At 42.9% G+C, this 18,398-nt stretch carries 17 protein-coding genes and 1 pseudogene; 10 read left to right on the top strand and 8 right to left on the bottom strand.

Annotated features, from left to right (window positions below; all coding sequences use genetic code 11):
- Positions 1 to 110: 110 nt before the first annotated feature.
- Positions 111 to 320, bottom strand: coding sequence for a hypothetical protein (locus AACQ81_RS09905; RefSeq protein WP_237387151.1), 210 nt, complete (start codon positions 318 to 320; stop codon positions 111 to 113).
- Positions 321 to 882: 562 nt separating this feature from the next.
- Positions 883 to 2,040, bottom strand: a complete 1,158-nt coding sequence (locus AACQ81_RS09900) for a tyrosine-type recombinase/integrase (protein ID WP_237387150.1) — start codon at positions 2,038 to 2,040, stop codon at positions 883 to 885.
- A gap of 162 nt (positions 2,041 to 2,202) precedes the next feature.
- Here AACQ81_RS09900 and AACQ81_RS09895 point away from each other — a divergent pair, with 162 nt between their 5' ends.
- The 3 genes from AACQ81_RS09895 (at position 2,203) to AACQ81_RS09885 (ending at position 3,874) form a co-directional block, all read left to right on the top strand.
- Positions 2,203 to 2,352 carry a hypothetical protein gene (locus AACQ81_RS09895; protein WP_237387149.1) on the top strand — a complete coding sequence of 50 codons (150 nt, stop codon included), beginning with the start codon at positions 2,203 to 2,205 and terminating at the stop codon, positions 2,350 to 2,352.
- A 49-nt stretch (positions 2,353 to 2,401) separates the two neighbouring features.
- Entirely contained in the window at positions 2,402 to 3,091 is a 690-nt protein-coding gene (locus AACQ81_RS09890; protein WP_237387148.1) for a DUF6246 family protein, read from the top strand.
- Positions 3,092 to 3,232: 141 nt separating this feature from the next.
- Positions 3,233 to 3,874, top strand: a complete 642-nt coding sequence (locus AACQ81_RS09885) for a hypothetical protein (protein WP_237387147.1) — start codon at positions 3,233 to 3,235, stop codon at positions 3,872 to 3,874.
- Between the two features lie 26 nt (positions 3,875 to 3,900).
- On the opposite strand, the gene AACQ81_RS09880 is transcribed toward AACQ81_RS09885, so the two are convergent.
- Together AACQ81_RS09880 and AACQ81_RS09875 are read right to left on the bottom strand one after the other, a co-directional pair.
- Positions 3,901 to 4,191 carry a helix-turn-helix domain-containing protein gene (locus AACQ81_RS09880; RefSeq protein WP_237387146.1) on the bottom strand — a complete coding sequence of 97 codons (291 nt, stop codon included), beginning with the start codon at positions 4,189 to 4,191 and terminating at the stop codon, positions 3,901 to 3,903.
- Positions 4,192 to 4,193: 2 nt separating this feature from the next.
- Positions 4,194 to 4,505: a type II toxin-antitoxin system RelE/ParE family toxin gene (locus tag AACQ81_RS09875; RefSeq protein WP_237387145.1), complete on the bottom strand. Its 312-nt coding sequence runs from the start codon at positions 4,503 to 4,505 to the stop codon at positions 4,194 to 4,196.
- Between the two features lie 252 nt (positions 4,506 to 4,757).
- Between AACQ81_RS09875 and AACQ81_RS09870 the strand changes: the two genes are divergently transcribed.
- A complete protein-coding gene (locus tag AACQ81_RS09870) occupies positions 4,758 to 5,099 on the top strand; it encodes a hypothetical protein (protein WP_237387144.1) in 342 nt (113 codons plus the stop codon).
- 77 nt (positions 5,100 to 5,176) lie between these two features.
- On the opposite strand, the pseudogene AACQ81_RS09865 reads toward AACQ81_RS09870, so the two are convergent.
- The 3 genes and pseudogenes from AACQ81_RS09865 to fadR form a co-directional block, all read right to left on the bottom strand.
- Positions 5,177 to 5,943: pseudogene (locus AACQ81_RS09865) on the bottom strand (IS5 family transposase).
- 35 nt (positions 5,944 to 5,978) lie between these two features.
- Positions 5,979 to 6,386 carry an inverse autotransporter beta domain-containing protein gene (locus AACQ81_RS09860; RefSeq protein ID WP_237387143.1) on the bottom strand — a complete coding sequence of 136 codons (408 nt, stop codon included), beginning with the start codon at positions 6,384 to 6,386 and terminating at the stop codon, positions 5,979 to 5,981.
- A gap of 647 nt (positions 6,387 to 7,033) precedes the next feature.
- Positions 7,034 to 7,756 carry a fatty acid metabolism transcriptional regulator FadR gene (fadR, locus tag AACQ81_RS09855; protein WP_237387142.1) on the bottom strand — a complete coding sequence of 241 codons (723 nt, stop codon included), beginning with the start codon at positions 7,754 to 7,756 and terminating at the stop codon, positions 7,034 to 7,036.
- Positions 7,757 to 8,011: 255 nt separating this feature from the next.
- Here fadR and nhaB point away from each other — a divergent pair, with 255 nt between their 5' ends.
- Positions 8,012 to 9,559, top strand: a complete 1,548-nt coding sequence (gene nhaB, locus AACQ81_RS09850) for a sodium/proton antiporter NhaB (RefSeq protein ID WP_237387141.1) — start codon at positions 8,012 to 8,014, stop codon at positions 9,557 to 9,559.
- Between the two features lie 172 nt (positions 9,560 to 9,731).
- Entirely contained in the window at positions 9,732 to 10,244 is a 513-nt protein-coding gene (gene dsbB / locus AACQ81_RS09845) for a disulfide bond formation protein DsbB (protein ID WP_237387140.1), read from the top strand.
- 62 nt (positions 10,245 to 10,306) lie between these two features.
- Here dsbB and AACQ81_RS09840 read toward each other — a convergent pair whose 3' ends face one another.
- Entirely contained in the window at positions 10,307 to 11,287 is a 981-nt protein-coding gene (locus tag AACQ81_RS09840; protein ID WP_237387139.1) for a helix-turn-helix transcriptional regulator, read from the bottom strand.
- Between the two features lie 276 nt (positions 11,288 to 11,563).
- On the opposite strand from AACQ81_RS09840, the gene AACQ81_RS09835 reads away from it, so the two are divergent.
- Genes AACQ81_RS09835 through AACQ81_RS09820 form a run of 4 tightly spaced genes read left to right on the top strand, consistent with a single transcriptional unit; the run spans position 11,564 to position 18,374 of the window.
- Positions 11,564 to 13,567 carry a TonB-dependent receptor gene (locus AACQ81_RS09835; protein WP_237387138.1) on the top strand — a complete coding sequence of 668 codons (2,004 nt, stop codon included), beginning with the start codon at positions 11,564 to 11,566 and terminating at the stop codon, positions 13,565 to 13,567.
- Positions 13,564 to 14,811, top strand: a complete 1,248-nt coding sequence (locus tag AACQ81_RS09830) for an MFS transporter (RefSeq protein WP_237387137.1) — start codon at positions 13,564 to 13,566, stop codon at positions 14,809 to 14,811. The genes AACQ81_RS09835 and AACQ81_RS09830 overlap by 4 nt, the downstream gene beginning before the upstream one ends.
- On the top strand, positions 14,801 to 16,600 hold the full coding sequence (locus AACQ81_RS09825; RefSeq protein WP_237387136.1) for an ABC transporter ATP-binding protein: 1,800 nt from the start codon (positions 14,801 to 14,803) through the stop codon (positions 16,598 to 16,600). The genes AACQ81_RS09830 and AACQ81_RS09825 overlap by 11 nt, the downstream gene beginning before the upstream one ends.
- A gap of 1 nt (position 16,601) precedes the next feature.
- Positions 16,602 to 18,374: an ABC transporter ATP-binding protein gene (locus AACQ81_RS09820; RefSeq protein ID WP_237387135.1), complete on the top strand. Its 1,773-nt coding sequence runs from the start codon at positions 16,602 to 16,604 to the stop codon at positions 18,372 to 18,374.
- Positions 18,375 to 18,398: the final 24 nt, after the last annotated feature.

Genomic DNA, 18,398 nt, shown 5'->3' with positions numbered 1-18,398 from the left:
GCAATCATTGTTGCCAATTTATGTGGCAGCTTATTCGTAATGTGAAAATTTTTTTGAAAAGGGCTTCGTTAACGGATTGGAAAGAAATGAGAAATATAAGAGTCTCACCATTATGACAAACTATTTAGTCCATCACGATACTGTTCGTTAGCAACTTCTGACATTTCATAAAATTCGTGTATAGGTACTTGCAATAAAAAAACTCGTTCCCCAAGGTTATGACCGACGAAAACATTATGAGTTTTTTCAGCACCAGAACTTACAGCTAATAAGTCATCCAAGTATCCTATTAGTGGCTGAGGTAAGATTTCATTATTCATATTAATTTCCTTTGTGATTGAACGAGTGCAATCATAACATTGAAGTGGACATAGTGAAGTACCCAGGATTGGTTAAAATTAATCCCAGGATAAATATTTTTTATTTCCAGGGGGAATTTAATGGATTACGTATGCTACTTGAAAGTAGGTAAATCATGGGGCATGTATGTAACAATAGTTTCTGTCAAAACTTAGCTGTACTTGATTGAAGCGGGTTGGTGAAACGCAATCATATACAATGTTGCCCAAACATTTTCGAGTCCGACACCTACACATTTTCTCTATATTGGTGCGGTTATGTTAGATATTGAGAGATGTATAAATTATCTTGAATCTACTGTTGCATTTTTTACAATTATTTATTGTATTGATGATATTTATGCAATACAAAGTCACTATCAATATAGTGTTGACCAGGAAGAAATCAGGCAAACAGAGACAAAATAATGTGGGGGTATTACAGGGGGTATGGTAGATAATTGAACTAAATAAAATCATTAAAAAACAAGAAATTAATTGTTAATGTTGAATCCTGTAGGGATTTAAAATCAATAGCTTACCCTTATTTAACGATTGCAATTTTTCCTGTTTGGGACATATTTGGGACGCAATCACCAAAAAGCGTGTCAATTTGGCGTGCATGTTCGGTTAAATGATTAGGCGCTAAATGGGCATACCGCCTTACCATTTCGATTGATTCCCATCCGCCCATTTCTTGTAAAATTGATATTGGAACGCCTGACTGAACCAACCAGCTCGCCCATGTGTGCCTCAGATCATGGAAGCGAAAGTTTTCTATTCCTGCCCGTTTTAGCGCCGCGTTCCATGCTGTGTTATCATCAACGCGCATTTTCCTGACTTTAGGCATTGCTTTTCCATCAGGATTGGTTGATGGTTTGTTATGGACAAAGACCCATTTATGATGATTGCCTATCTGATCACGCAGAGCTTTGCAAGCTGTCTCATTTAGGGCTACGCCTATAGCCCTTGATGATTTGCTTTGGTCTGGGTGTATCCATGCAACTTGACGCTGCATATCAACTTGAGACCATTCCAGATTAATAATGTTTGACCGTCTCAGTCCCGTAGCCAGTGCAAATTTAACGACTGACTTTAACGGCTCTGGGCATTCATCAACTAATCTCTGCGCTTCGTAAGGCTCCAACCATCTAACACGTTTTTCTCTAACGGTTGGAACCTTTATAACTGGCGCTTTCTCTAACCATTTCCAATCTCGTTCTGCTGCTCTTAGCAGTGACTTCATCAACGACAAGTGTTTCGCTTTGGTTGCTATCGAGACAGAAACTTCCTTATATGCTGGAATCTCTTTTCCTTTTTTCTGGGCTGCCTTAACTTTACTTTCCCAGCGTTCCTTGGCCTTACGGTTTTTCATCTTGCTGGCTGCCATATAAATTCTGGCTTCGGTTATATCCTTTAATCTCACCCCGCCAAAGTGTTCCAGCCAAAATCCCATCCGCCCTTTATCATCATCCAGTGATTTTTTATCAGCCTTTTCTTCGATCCATCGAAGGCAGGCTTCATCAAACGTGACATCAGGAAAATCACCTAACCTTTCTATGCGCCATAACTCAGCCTTTCTTCGGTCGTGCAACTCCTGAGCTTGCTTTTTGTCCGTTGTCCCAAGAGATTCCTTAATTCTTTTGCCGCTTGGCGTCGTGTAGTTCCCATACCACGTATTTCCTCTACGGAAGATTGACATTGGTTATCTCCTTTTTCTGTCGCATCTACCGCGCTCACAAGCACAGTTTGGATCGGATTGTTGATTGCTGCAATACATGCAGAGTGAGTAAATAAATATGGCGATTTTGGTTTGGTGGGGTTTTTCTTGGTGTAGGCTAATGCCACCAATAAAAACTACACAGTGATATCGGATAAAACCAGCGTTGCTACGGTAAGTAAGATTGGTAGTGTGGTGACAGCGAAAGGCATCGCAGAAGGCACGGCAAATATTACCGTGACGACGGCTGATAGCAGCAAAACAGCAAAATGTGCAGTGACGGTCACGGCTTAATATTACAAAGGGCACTGGAGAGCGCCCTTGATAATGTTCAGGAGGCATAATGACACCCATTATTGAAATCGGAGAAATGGTTATCTCCACGGATAAACGCGATTTTTCCCTTTCCCCGTCGTTTTCTTCAATGACACGCATTGGTACGCCGCAACAAATTGTTGACGCATACACGCTGCTCAATGGTGCAGAGACACAATCGTTAATTAATCGCGCAGTACTGGCTTATGGAACTGTCCCCGACTGGTTGATTAGGCTGATGCGTAAGCCAGCATTTGGTCGTGTCATTCTGTCAACTTCGATGCGGGTGATACAGGCATGCTGTGAAGACGATGTAGATGAACTGATTGGCGAATGGCGTCCGGGGCGAAGAGGGATTGTCTATCGTCCGGGGAAAGCCCCCATTAATGACATCATCGTGATTGCTCAGGAACTGGTGACGCATGGAGTTATTGGCAAGGTGCAGATTAGGAAGCTCCAGAGCCATGAAGGAACAGACGCTTATTCCAACCAGTTTAAAGCCATTGAGTACATCAATGCCGCCCGTGCTCACTTTAATATGACGCGCGAGGAAGCCGAACGGTTAACCATGACCGAGTTTCAAATGATGCTGAAAGCTAAGTTCCCCGATGAGAAAGGTTTCACCCGTGAAGAGTATGATGCGGTGATTGATGAGGATGATAAGCGTACTGATGAGCTGGTAAGCGGTAAGCGCAGACTGGTGAGCATGAAGAAGTGAAGCATCTTGATACATTTTAATCATCAACGAAACAATAAAGAAGCCAGGTTCTTATTGAATTTAAGCTAGCTTAACTCTATTATTACCTCAAGGTACATTTATCAATGAGCTGAATATTGAAACTTTTGGTAAGGGGGGTGTATGCCGTTACATCTTGAAAATATAGATAAAATTGCTGCTGATTTCAGTCACCTGAATGAGTCTAAGCGCAATGGTGCTCTATATGATGCTCTTAACCCATTAGCTCATGAAATTACAAAAGATGTTGACGAATTAATCCTACCTCCGGGATATCGATTTGTTCGGATCGATAATAGACTGGACTTAAATAAAGCTCATTTTGAATTAGCTTTACTATGTGATATTACTCATGAGGTTATTTACTACAATAAAGTAATAATCACCAATGATGTAGAACTAAATTGCAGACCTGTATCTCAAGTGTTGCTTTGGCGCACAAAGAAACCTCAACACAATGCAGCGCTGAACGGCTTGGCTTCAAAAATATTTTTTCATTATCTTATTAAGAGTTATGACGTAATAATCTCTGATGTAAATCAGACGACGGAAGGGATGTCCTTCTGGCAAGGCAGAATGTATGAGGCGTTGCTATATGGATTATATGTCTACGGCTATGATGTAATGAGTGGTGAAGTTAGACAAATATCTAATCAGGATGAAGTTGGTGATTATCAGTCTTGGTTATGGGGCAATAAAGATCATCATCCACACCGATTAGCCATAATCTCAAAAATAATACTACCGAACAAAAAAGCCCCGTGATGGGGCTTTAGCAATCATGATAGCGCCTACATAGATAACGCTTTTAGAACATGAACAGGGTCTTTCTCTATTGCCTTTAACAATGCTTTTGCTGGGCCTGTTGGCTCTCTTCTTCCCTGTTCCCAATTACGCAGGGTTCCAACATTAACAGAGATTAATTTAGCAAAGCCTGCCTGACTTAAGCCGGTTGCCTGACGAATATTTTTTACTTTCACTGCTTCAACGAGCGTTTCACGAGAAGCATCTCTTTCGCCATTCATTATCTCGTTCATCTGCGTCATGCTTTCAGTGAGTCTGGAAAATAATTTACTGTCCATTGTTACCACCCCTCATTTAATGCTCTCAAGACTTTCTTTTCTGACTCGCTAAGGTCATCTTTGATACCTTTTTTATAAATCAGCAGTAGTCTTATATGTGAAGCATCGACCTTGTGATAATAAATGACGCGCACACCGCCACGCTTGCCTTTGCCTCTGGATGCCCATCTAACTTTACGTAAGCCTCCAGTGTGCTGGATAACATCACCCGCAGCGGGATTGTCTGCAAGATATTGCTGAAACTCGCGATATTCATCATCACTGAGCAGTGCTTTGCAGTCTTCGGTGAATATAGCGGTTTCAATGAATATCATGTTTCAGTACGCCATTGGTGTATGTATAGAATGATAATAGCACTCTTATTGTATAAGTCAATGGCGTATAGGCAGGGAGGGAAAATAAGCCCCGTGATGGTGCCTTATGCTAGCTTAATTATTTCGTTGGCCCTCGATTTGAGAGTCAACGAATACCTCGTGTCCTCACAAGAACTAAGATAGATGTCATTTTGCTCAACTTTTCGTCATAAGTAGATTACAATTAAGAGAATTTAACTGTGAGGGGCTGTGATGAAAAAAATTATTGTTGCTGTATCCTTAATACTGTTTAGCTTTTGTGCTTACTCGGCGACAACGTACACAAAAGAACAGTTAAACTCGATGGTTAACTCTGGCAGATATCCAGACCAATTAAGCACTGCTACAACAAATTCCAGTTCTATGAATTTTTCAGACTGCAAGAAATCGGCTCGTGATATCACCAATCAAATTGCTAGTGAATATCCTGTGGAGGAAATAGTTGACTCAAATATCTTGTTCATGGTGAAGCTCTGGGCAAATGACGGGGTGATTATGGTTACCTGCTCTGAACCAGATCGGAAAATGATTGTTACGCAATCTGAATACAAGTAGAACAACTACGTTTGTAGATAAAAGATTAAGGTAAAGAAGCGTTATCAAAAATTATTTTGAGGGGTTAGATGGCGTCGTCATGAAATACTCAACCAAAGAGCAAGGCAGCGGATTTGGACTGCGGCAAGAAACGATGCACTGTTTTTGGCGTAACGGGTCGCTATACCACGCCAGCGCTTCAAATGGAGAAAAGCGTTTTCAACCAAATGCCTGAGTCGATAGAGCTCGCGATCATATTTTCGTTTAACTTTGCGATTCTTGCGGCTCGGAATTTGTACCTCCATGCCTTGGTTTTTCGCTTGTTCAGCGATGGCATCACTGTCATAGCCTCGATCCGCTAATAAATGTTCGGCATCGAATCCTTGAATTAAGTCATCAGCTTGTGAACAATCTGCTGTGGTACCACTTGTAATAATCGCTCTGACCGGCATACCATGCGCATCCACGGCCAAATGTATCTTTGTATTGAGCCCCCTTTTGTGCGTCCCATATCTTGATTACCTCCTTTGGCCCCTGCTGCATGGGGATGGACTTTAATGTGGCTTGCATCAATCATTAACCACTCAAAATCCGGCTCAGTAATGAGTTGCTCGAGTCACCCTTCCCATATGCCCTTGTCCCGCCACCGGCAAAAACGGCGATGCGTATTTTTCCAATCACCGTAATCGGTCGGTAAATCTCGCCAAGGTGCCCCCGTACGTAAAATCCAAAATACGGCATTAATAAATAATCGATTATCGTAAGCAACCCGTCCCCAAGCGCCTTTTCGACCCGGTAAGTGGGGCTCAAGTAAATTCCAGACATGTTCGGAAATATCGTGGCGGCGGTATGCAGGCGTGCTCATGGTTAGTTCACTCTGTTTATGGAATGCAAATCTTATTATCGCACAAAATAATTTATGACGACATTATCTAGTATATCGAGGGAATTATTTTTCAGTGTAAATTCTCTATTTAACCCAAAGTTTATTCTGGCAGTACCAAACTGCGATAACCATTTTTGAGCCTCTGAAGATAAGGAACCATTAAATTTTCCCAAAGCATAAGATGTTGCTTGTTTTGCAAGTTCTGAAGGTGAAGAAGATAAAATATGACTTACAGTTTTGACACTGCTGCCAATGATATGTGACGTGACAAGTTCTGAAGTATCATCAGTTTTTTTTAAATGACTATACAATGTATCAGGTTTTATATTATCTTCTGCTAGCGCGTTAATTATTGTAGAAGGTATCAATAACACATAGAAAAAAATAAAAAAACAGATCATTTTCCTTATGTAGGATGGCATGAATAATCTCCTCAGGAATTTTTATATCAGATGATGACTTTTAACTCATTCTTTATCTCATTAAATAAGGTTTAAAGTAATGTCACACTATTTTTGAAAATTTATTTAACAGAACTTATTTGTTTCTTATTAAATAGTAGTGCTAAATTTAAATTTTCATCATTCAAAATAGTTATCACATCCTCAGCGAAGGATACTGTTTTTTCTTGACTTAACTGAGGAAAACCAACTGACGATTAGTTCTTGATAATAATAGTAATATAAACACAGGAACTTATATAATGGCATGGAATAATTTAAGGAAAGTGAAGTTAATTTAGCCTATTTTTAATTCATCATTGATATCTAAAAAGAATCAGTTTTAATAAAAATCATCAATGAAACAGTAAAATTCTTCTGACTTCATCATGTTTTAATTCACACATCAAACTGATTAAGTAAGTTAAAAAATTAATTATAATGGTTTTGTCACCTAATCTCTGCACTTTATTGATGTTGTAATGGTACAGATGCTTATTTCCGAGAACGAAACAGACTTCAAGGATTTTCAAAGAAGAGATAAAACATAAAACCCTGCTACACAGTTAACTATGCAGCAAGGGAAAAAGCGCAATCAACAACACCACAAATAAAAATAAAGAGTACAATCAGCCGAGGCGTGCTTCGGTTAAGTCATTGATCATAGCACTCTGCATATCGTGCCAGATAAGCCCGCTCTCTTTGCCATAATTACGCACACAATCCATGATGTTGTCATAAGATTTTTCCCGGCACAGTGAACTCAACTGCTGGTAAAAAGTCAATGCCAGATGACGTGCTTCAGGGCTTGAGAAGTAATAACGGCCAACGCGGGTGTATAATCCCTTCAACCCATTGATAATCAAACCATAAATCGGATTTCCTGAAGCAAAAGCCAAACCACGGAAAATATCATAATCTACAGAGCTGAAAGACTCCGCAGTATCCTCCACATTTTCCTTTTCCGCCAAAACTTCCAATGATTTTTCAGGATTATTCCTGAACGCAGTACGAATAAAGATAGCTGCAATATTGGTACGTACTGCCAATAGGTTATCAATTAACTGGGGAACGCGATCATGGTCAAGGCGCGCCAATGTCTCCAGAATATTAAGACCGGATGTTTCCCAGAAGTTATTTACCTTTGTTGGTTTTCCATGCTGAATAGTTAACCAGCCATCACGGGCAAGGCGCTGCAACACTTCACGCAAAGTCGTACGGGTGACACCGATCAATTCAGATAATTCACGTTCTGCTGGCAGGATGGAACCGGGTGGAAAGCGATTATTCCAAATACTTTCAATGATATACTCTTCCGCGAAACTCGCAGGACTTTGAGCCTTAATTACCATAATTTTAATTATTCCAAAGCAGTTTTCCTGGCTAATAATAGCTGCTGATCATACCAGAATGTGCTTGTTCGACATAGTTACCTGATGAATAAACTACGAAAGAGTGAAAGGGTTCATAAAAAATGTAATCATTCATGGATCAATCATGTGCTAATACCCTTAAATTGATATCGTGTTGAACTTACTATATCAATATAGTTAGTTATGGCTGTTTAGATTTGTTCCACATACCCACAAAGAGGAATATTAATAATAATGGAAATCAGTATTCGACGTGCAGTGGTGAAAAACTTTCTCGGCAATTCGCCGGATTGGTACAAACTGGCGATCATCGTCTTTCTTATCATTAATCCACTGGTCTACTTTTTTGTCAGCCCCTTTGTTGCTGGCTGGATGCTAGTTGTTGAATTTATCTTCACATTAGCAATGGCATTAAAGTGCTATCCTTTGCAACCCGGCGGATTACTTGCTATTGAAGCGGTTATCATCGGCATGACTTCGCCAAAACAAATAAGCCATGAAATCAGCAACAATCTGGAAGTTATTTTATTGCTGATATTCATGGTTGCAGGCATTTACTTCATGAAACAACTGCTACTGTTTGTTTTCACGAAGCTACTGTTGAACATTCGCTCCAAAAAAATGCTGGCACTGGCATTCTGTCTGGCAAGTGCTTTCTTATCCGCTTTCCTTGATGCTCTGACGGTCATTGCCGTCGTTATCAGTGTTTCAGTCGGGTTTTACGCTATCTATCACCAATTCCTTTCCCAAAATGGCAATTTTGAACTGGGTGATGATAAATTCATTGATAGCGAAGATAAAAAACAGACGCTGGAACAGTTCCGCGCATTCCTGCGTAGCCTGATGATGCATGCAGGTGTTGGTACCGCGCTGGGCGGTGTAATGACCATGATAGGTGAACCACAAAATCTAATAATCGCTAAACACGTTGGTTGGGATTTTTTCACTTTCTTTATCCGTATGTCACCCGTGACCATTCCAGTGTTTCTTTGTGGTCTGGTGGTTTGTTTGTTGGTCGAACACTTTAAATTGTTTGGATACGGTGCTGAATTGCCTGAGCGCGTTCATTCTGTTTTAGAAGACTACGACAAAAAAGCCAGTGAAAAACGTACCCGCCAAGAGAAAGCCCAGCTTGTTGTTCAGGCATTGATCGGTATTTGGTTGATCGTCGCACTGGCTTTCCATTTAGCTGAAGTCGGTTTGATTGGCCTGTCAGTGATTGTTTTGGCAACTGCATTTTGTGGTATTAATGAAGAACACGCACTGGGTAAAGCGTTCGAAGAAGCCCTGCCGTTTACCGCATTATTAACAGTATTTTTTTCCGTAGTTGCCGTCATTATTGATCAACAATTGTTTACACCATTGATTCAGTTTGTTCTGCAATCGTCGCCCTCTTCACAGCTTTCTTTATTCTATCTATTCAATGGGTTGCTTTCTGCGGTTTCTGATAACGTCTTTGTCGGTACGGTTTACATTAATGAAGCCCTGACTGCCCTGAAAAGTGGCCTGATTTCGCAGCAACAGTATGAATATTTAGCCGTTGCCATCAATACCGGTACCAACTTACCATCCGTGGCAACACCAAACGGACAAGCCGCGTTTCTGTTCCTGCTGACCTCTGCCCTCTCTCCGTTGATTCGTCTCTCTTATGGTCGGATGGTGATAATGGCATTACCTTATACCATTGTGATGACGTTAGTGGGTCTGCTGTGCGTCGAGTTCTGGCTTGTCCCTGCCACTGAATATCTCACCCAACTCGGTTTGATCACCCCGCTTTACTGATTGACCAAACTTAAAATTACGCCCTGCCGGATAGTATATAAAACAACACTATCCGGCTTTTTTATTCATTTATTCCCTGAAGAATAGCCCGGTTTATTTTAATTTTATTTTTTTATGCCCAGCGAAACGGCACAATAAGCCAATCACCTATCTTGAAAAATGGAAAGAAAAAATGTTTCAATTTTTAAAACAAAGCGCTCAAGGGCGAGGTATTTGGCTATTAATGGCGTTGACAGTTCTTATCCTAGAAGCAACGGCGCTTTATTTTCAACATGTGATGTTGTTGCAACCTTGCGTGATGTGTATTTATGAGCGGGTTGCGCTGTTCGGTATTTTAGGGGCGGCATTGCTGGGCACCATCGCACCTAAAACCCCTCTGCGCTGGCTGGCAATCCTGCTGTGGATTTACAGCGCATGGCAAGGATTGCAGCTTGCCTGGGATCACACCATGATGCAATTATATCCTTCTCCGTTTAATACCTGTGATTTTTTTGTCAGTTTCCCGTCTTGGTTGCCATTAAACAGCTGGCTGCCTTCGGTGTTTAATGCATACGGGGATTGTTCAATAAAACAGTGGGAATTTTTAACACTGGATATGCCGCAATGGTTGGTTGGGGTTTTCATTGCCTATTTTCTGATTGGCATCTTAGTGCTGGTAAGCCAGATTATCCGGAAGAAGAAATAGATATTCAGAATAGTGCCGCCTGCATGGCAGGGGGCACTGGATAGGTAGCACGTTAAAAGTTTCTACTGACTTTCTGCCGCAATCGATTCTGTCCTGAGTATATGATTCATAGCATATTTCACTTGCCATGCTTTAGGATTGATCAAATAATGTTGCCGGAAGCGTTTAGAAAAGTGACTTGGGCTGGAATAGCCTACTGCAACAGCAACCTCAATGACACTCATCCCTTTTTTCAACAAATCTTCTGCCGTAGTCATACGAACATTTTCCAGATATTGATGAAAAGTACGAAAAACAACCGCACGGAATCCCTCTTTTAATTTCCGTTCATTCAACCCCACCGCTTTTGATAATGTTTTTATTGTCCAAGGGTAATGATAGTCGCTATTAATTATTTTTATCGCATTGTAAACAGCCCGACGCTGCAAGCCATTGATTGCATTATATTGGTAATCATAAATTTGGGCAGCCACACAGGCGAGTATTTCTAACGACTTTGCCTTTAAATAAATCTTTCTGACACTGCCATTTAATTGACATTCTTCTATTTGATTGACTATCTGCATAAATGGCGGATAGATAGGACGAGCCATCATCAGGACATCATTATAGCTCGCATTTTTTTCAAAACCTGCTGTTAACTTGTTAAACGATGGCAGCTCCTGAGACTTAATTTCGTTCAGAGAAAAACGGATATCAAGAATATGCCATGCTCCACTGCCGAATAAATTCATGCCACGCGTTATTTTAGGAGAATAAAAAAATATCATTGTTCCCGGATTAATATCTAAAACATCGCCATTCTCAATCGCCATTTTCCCCTTTCCGCTCAGAATAAAAGCAATCGATACAGTTGGCGGCCCTTCACAATATTCAGTAAATTCTTTGCTGAGTTCGAAACGCACCCGGTTTATATGAATTCCGTCTGATAACTCCTCAATTAGAAAAGGAAAATTCTTTTTATTTTCAGTTGCATGTGAATTCATGCAACTATCATTGCCAGTAGTGAAAATTCCCAATTTCTCACTATAAATCGTTTTCATCAGATCCCCTGTAAAATTAACTTCAGATACGACTTACAAACCATTTCCACGACAAAAACAGCATATTATGAATATTATTCTTTTATTTTATATATATATGAATAATGTGAATATCACGCAATTTATCATTAGTGATAATCATTATCAATAGTGCGCATCTCGCTACTTTTGTTCCTATCCCGTTAGTTATTCTTTTTGGGCCTCGCTAGTCTTCTTTTCGGTTTTTGTTTTACTCCCTGTAAAACAATCTTTGAAAGAGCACCAAAGAGTATTTATATGAAAAAAAGATATGCTAAAGCATCTGTCTTATGTTGCCTGATTTCACCTATAGCTTGGGCGGAACATGTTCCTGAAACCACAGATGACATTTTGATTGTGACGGCGAATAAACGGGAAGAAGCCTTAAATAAAATTAACGGCAGCATTTTAGTTAAAACCGGCGAAGAGCTTGAGCAGGCGGGTATTACCCAAGTACAGGATCTTGAACGTGCCTTTCCGGGATTACAAATTCGCTCTCATGGCAACCGAACTTATTCGGCAACCACAATCAGAGGGATCAGCTCACCCGATTATTATTCCCCTTCTATCCGGATTTATGTTGATGGTGTTCCTCAGGACCATCAATTCCTGACACAAGAATTAATCAATGTAGAACGCGTAGAATTATTACGTGGCCCTCAAGGCACCTTATACGGCGGAAACGCTCAGGCAGGTGTTATCAACATTATCACCCGCTCTCCAAAAGAAGGCCCTTGGCTTAACCTTTCCGGTAATTATTCTAAGCTGAAGCAAGGCGGGTCTTTCAGCGGATCAACGTCTCTTATCGAAGGCATACTTTATGGCAGTACGAGTCTGCGCTGGGTAAAAGAACCCGGACAAATTGATGTCCCGAGCCGCGGTGACAAAAACATTGATTCCAGCAAAACCTGGCTGGGTAAAGGACAATTGACATTTGCGCCGGAAGATTCCCCTTTCAGCGCTGAACTCAGCTTTGCTCATGAAGACCTTAATTCACATGAAGAACTTTATTTGACCGACGAACAATTCCGCCGGAAAGAATACAATGGAGCTGTCCCTGATCTGATACGACGCGTTAACAGTTATGCACTCAAAGCTGAATATGATTTCAGCAACAGTGCATTAACCAGCGTAACGTCCTATCAGGATCGCAGTATTTTCCGTAACTTCATCGGAGGTAAATGGAAAGAGAATCACCACGCAACAACCCAAGAGCTGCGTTTAAATTCTGACTACTCAAATGGAATATCCAGTGTTCTCGGCGGCTGGTTCTCAGATGAAAGCAATAAACATCTGGTTGGTGCTTATCCTGGTTACTACAGTGATTCCCTGAATACAATTAAAACAAAATCACTGGCGCTATTTGGTGAGGTTAAATTACCGGTTGCTGCTCAATGGGATCTGACCCTTGGCGGGCGTTTGTCACATGAAAAATCACAGATAGCCTACGCAGGCCGTTCTGGCGATAAGGCGATCAGCGCCTTTGATAATCAAGCGTCCAACAATGAATTTACACCTAAAGCGGCTTTGGGCTGGCAATTAACACCTGAAACCCGCGTCTATGTCTCTGCCACCAAAGGTTATAAACCCGGTGGATTCAATAACATTGTTTCCTCTGCCGAGGATATAAAACCTTACGATACCGAAACTTCAGACAATTATGAGTTTGGTTGGCATACATCGTTCTTTAATGACGCAATGACATTAAGCAGTGCTGTTTATTACATTCATTCCAAAGATAAACAGATCTATGTTGGGCCTATTGGCATGCAATCCATTCGCAATGCCGGAAAAGCAGAAAGTAAAGGTATTGAACTGAGTAGCCAGATCAAACCAATGCAGGGACTCAGATTTTCTCTTGGTGGCAGCATTGGTAAATCAAATTTCACTCATGCAACTGATACAACAACTGGCGTCAGTTATAACGGCAAACGTCTGCCTTATGCACCCGATATCATGCTCAATGCAAGTGTTGATTATCTTATCAATCAGACATTCTTACCGGGAAATCTCTATGTAAATATGGGTGCCCGTCACTATTCGAAAAGCTACTTTAATGAAACGAATACCCTTGAACAAGGTGCATATACTCTCTATGACGCTTCATTGAGTTTAGAGATGGCTCATGGTGTCAACATTAAACTTTATGGCGAAAACCTGAGCAATAAAAAGTACCGTGTTTCTAGTTTCGAGACAGTCCAGACGCTCAATATGTTGAGTAAGGGCTTGAATGTTGGGCTGGATGTGAGCATTGCACTGTGACGCATAATATTTCAAACTCTCGTCATATCTCGTTACTGCTTCTGACTTTGGCTGGTGTTTACACCATCCAAAGTACCATTGGCATGTTAACGCTACAGAGCATGCCCGCATTTCTGCGCAGCCACGGCGTTGCTCCGGATAAGATCGGGTTACTTTATCTGTTGATGTTGCCCTGGGCATGCAAATTCCTTTGGGCACCGATTGTAGAACGTTATCGTAAATCAGGATCGGGGGATGCCTCCTCCCGTCGCCTCATGTTATGCGGTAATTTTTTAATTTTTCTTCTTTTTTGCTTAATGTCATTGGCTACACCTGCCGAACATATGCCGCTGATCCTCGCGGCCCTGTTTCTGATTACACTTTGCCTGACCATAGTCGATACCACCACAGATGGTCATGCCATTGACCGATTGCCACCGCAGCAGCGTCCCTGGGGTAATGTCATGCAGGTTGGGGGCGGCTATCTGGGCACTATTGTCGGCAGCGGTCTGTTCTTATATCTTACCTCACTGTATGGCTGGCACATTGGTACGGTCGCATTAGCCATCATGGTTCTCCTGCTGTCTCTGCCTATCTTGTTCATCCGTAAAACGCAGGGAAAGAAAGAAGCGGACGTTTCAAAGGCTGTCTCTCCTCCATCTCTCAAGAATGCATTACGCCGTACACCGGTTAAACAGGCATTGGTTTTAATACTGTTGTGTATGACCAGTACACGCCTGTCACTCGGTATGTTCTCCCCGTTTTTGGTCGATCATGGCGTAGATTTAACTCAGCTTGGCATTATTGCCGCCAGCGGTGGTGCATTAGCCGGATTATCCGGGGTCCTGTTAGGCGGTATCCTTGTACGTAAATTAGGTGCCATTCAGACATTATTGGGTCTTATGCTGGTTGAGTGCACGGTGCTGTTGGGGATTTTCTGGCTTGCCCAACAACCAGAATCTTCCGTATCCCTGCTTTCAGCAGCATACGTCTCCATCATGTTAATCACTGCGGCTAAATTTGTTGCCTTATACACCCAAATGATGTCCTTGGCGGCAGGTGCCCAATCCGGTGTAGATTTTGCGTTGATGCAATCCGCCGATATGTGTGTTGCCATCATCTGTTCAATGCTCGGCGGGCTGATTGTTACCAAATTTGGCTATGCTTCCCTTTTCGCCCTCGCCTCTCTCTTCACACTCATTGGCCTGTTCTGGACATTACGCAAACACCACGCTTTCCAAAAGGAAAACACCTATGCCCAGTAACGACTCTTCTGCCCAGAATTCGCCGGAGCAACGTGCCGCTGATGCCGGTGTCCTTAAGGCATTGTGGAATATGATGCGCCCATACCGCGCCCTGAGTTACTTTGCGATTGCGCTTGCCATTGTTTCTGCGGGCCTGCAAATTCTGCCGGCTGCGGTTGCCGGTCTGATTACTCAGTCCATCCATGACGGACAATATGCCACACTACTGAGTTACGGCGTCATGTTATTAGGCTCCACTTTCGCCGCTATGCTGACTTTCAGTGGTTCAACGTTTGTTTCTCATCTGATCGCTGCCGACGTCCAGGCTGATGTTCGTCGCAATATTAGTAATAAATTGAAGTCCGTTCCCCTGGGCTTCTTCGTGCAGACCGACAGTACCGAAATCAAAAAGATGATGTTAGATGATGTCGAGCAGCTTGAAGATGGTATTGCTCACATCATCCCAGAAATGTCAGCAACTCTGTTCGGCCCACTTATCGCATTGAGTGTCATGCTGGCTATTGACTGGCGGCTGGCACTGGCTGCATTCGCCCCAACTCTGGGCGCTTGTCTGTTATTCATCTATATTCAGATGAAAGTTCAGGCCACAACTCAGCGTTTTTATGCAGCTCAAAACCGTATTGCTTCGACGATGGGGGAAGTTATTAATGCAATCCCCGTGGTAAAAACCTATTCAGGCGGCAATATTGCACTACAACGTGCCGAAGAAGCATTTACTGCCCTGATGCGTATTATTGATATTTGGGTTGAAAAAGTGCAGGTCAAATCCAGTCGATTTTTCGTGCTGGCCAGTGCCAATCTGCTGTTTGTACTTCCGTTAGCGGTCTGGTTATTTAACCGACAGGAAATCGCTGTATTTGAATTCACCTTCTTTATTCTGGCTGCCATGGCATTCGGCAATATTGCCTCCTCCATGTTTGCTGTAATGACCCGTTTGCAACAACAAGAGGCATTAATCACACGTTACCATTGGTTAATGAATCAACCTGAACTGGCACCCTGCACTCAGAGCCAAATCCCTGCCGATCACAGTGTGATTTTGCATAATGTCAGCTTCTCTTACCAAGATGAACAGGATAATGCATTAAATAATATTTCGTTCTCCGTACCCGCCGGAAGCTCACTGGCTCTGGTAGGAGCCAGTGGTTCGGGTAAATCTACTGTCGCCAGCCTGATCGCGCGTTTGTGGGATCCGCAGCAGGGCAAAATTACTGTCGGTGGTGTTGATATCCGCAATATGGATGAACCCACCCTGCGTAACAATATCTCTTTTGTTTTCCAACGGGTCTTTCTGTTCAACGATACGGTAGCCAATAACATACGGTTAGCCCGTCCTGATGCGTCACAGGCTGAAGTTGAAGCCGCCGCCGCCGCCGCACAGGCACATCAATTTATCCAACAGTTGCCGCAGGGCTACAACACGCGACTCAACAACGGTATCAGCTTGTCGGTAGGCGAAAAACAGCGTATCGCCGTTGCCGCTGCTATTCTGAAAAACGCGCCAATTCTTGTTTTGGATGAAGCAACAGCCTATGCCGATCCGGAATGTGAGAAAGAGATGCAACAAGCCCTCAATGCACTATGCCATACCCAAACGGGCCACAATAAAACAGTGATTGTCATTGCCCATCGCCTGCCAACCATCCGCCATCTTGATCAAATAGTGGTTCTGGATAGAGGGGAAATCATTGAACAAGGAACCCACGATGAGCTGAGTGCACAACAAGGTGCATATGCCAAACAATGGGCGGCCTGGCGGGGAGAAAATACCGGAACAGGAGTAAATTAACATGGGGTTATTTAATCGTCTCCAGCAACATCTGTCCCCGAAGCTGCAACGGGTCTGGTTCATGGGCGTATTATATAAACAGCTTGATACCATTGCGATTATTGCTCAACTTGCCATCGCAGCCTGGGCTATCACTCATCTGGAAGATATTCATATGAAAGAAAGTGGCAACGGTATGCTACCGCTTGTCACTCTGGCGCTATTGGTTGTTCTGTTGGTATTGCGGTTCGCTTTCATGTCCCGTGCACTGCGTAAACTCACCGTTGCCGCTTATGGGTTGGGCATAGAGATCCGCCGCTCCTTGCTAAAACGGCTTGTGGGTATGTCGGTCGCCACAATCCGGGGATTAAGTGCCGGAAAAATCGCACTGACATTGTCCGAGGATGTGCAGTGGCAGGAAAATCAGTCAGCCTATACCACACCCCAAATCCTTTGTCAGGTTATGATGCTCACACTTATTTATCTGGCCTTATTCTGGTTTGATTGGGTGGTTGCTGGCAGTGCGCTGTTGGTCTTGATGGTTGGATTACTCATTCTGGGCGCTATCCGTCAAAGACTCAATAAAATATTGCGCCGACGGGCGGCTATGATGGCTGGCGTATCTGAAGCAATTGTAGAATATGCACAGGGCATGGCCTTTATCCGCGCAGCATCAGCGACCACAACGGTAGAACAACGTTTTGATCAAGAAATCGAACAATTGCGTGTCGCCTTCCGCCGGGGAGTATTCAGAAGCATACCGCTATTGAGTCTGTTCTACATCGTTATTGATACCAGCGTTGTTGTGGGCATACTGGCTGGCGCCCTGCGCTTTCATTCCCCAGAAGCACTCACGCTTTCTGAAATGCTTATCACCATCCTGCTCCTGTTTGCCACTATTACCCCTTTGCGCGGGATCATTCCTTTGATCAATGTGACTGCATTGACACAATTGGGTGAAACGCATATTGCAGAGATAGAAGCGGTTGAAACGCAAGTATCCGGATCATTAGCCACCCCTGCGAAATACGATGTTGAAGTTAACAACATCACATTCAGCTATCCGGGTACTAACCAACCCGCTATCCAGAACGTTTCATTCCATGCGCCACAAGGCAGCATGACCGCCATTGTCGGACCTAGCGGCAGTGGTAAATCTACGCTGGCTTATTTATTACTCTCTTTCTACCAACTGGACAAAGGTGAAATTCGTCTGGGTGGAAACCCTGTCCATCATTACCAGACTCAGGCACTGTACGACACTGTCACCATGGTGTTTCAGGAAACTGCCCTATTTCAGGATACTGTCGCCAATAATCTTCGTTTGGGAGATGCCAACGCAACTCAGCCGGAACTGGAACAGGCTGCCCGCCTGGCCAATATTCATGACACAATTATGGCCCTGCCACAAGGATACGACACCCCGTTAGGTGTGGATGGCGGTACATTATCCGGCGGTGAACGCCAGCGTCTTGCCATTGCCCGTGCGATTTTAAAACAATCTCCCGTGTTATTTCTGGATGAAGCAACAGCTTCACTGGACCCCGAAAATGAACGGCTGATACAGGAAGCCTTTGATTCTCTTACCCAGAACAAAACTGTCTTTGTTATCGCTCATCGGCTGAGCACGATAACCCGCGCCGATCAAATATTGGTCATGGATCATGGAACCCTTTGTGATAGCGGGACTCATGACGAATTACTGATGCGTTGTTCCCTTTATCAATCCCTTTGGAAAAACCATCTTGGTTCAGAAGAGCATTGGCATTTGCACCCAAGGCCGCCATCTGAATAACCAAAACAATCATCTGAATAACTA

The sequence above is a fragment of the Xenorhabdus sp. Sc-CR9 genome (genome assembly GCF_963897815.1).
Taxonomy (GTDB): Bacteria; Pseudomonadota; Gammaproteobacteria; order Enterobacterales; family Enterobacteriaceae; genus Xenorhabdus.
Note: the sequence above shows the minus strand (reverse complement) of the source record. Positions and strands in the feature narration are given on the sequence as shown.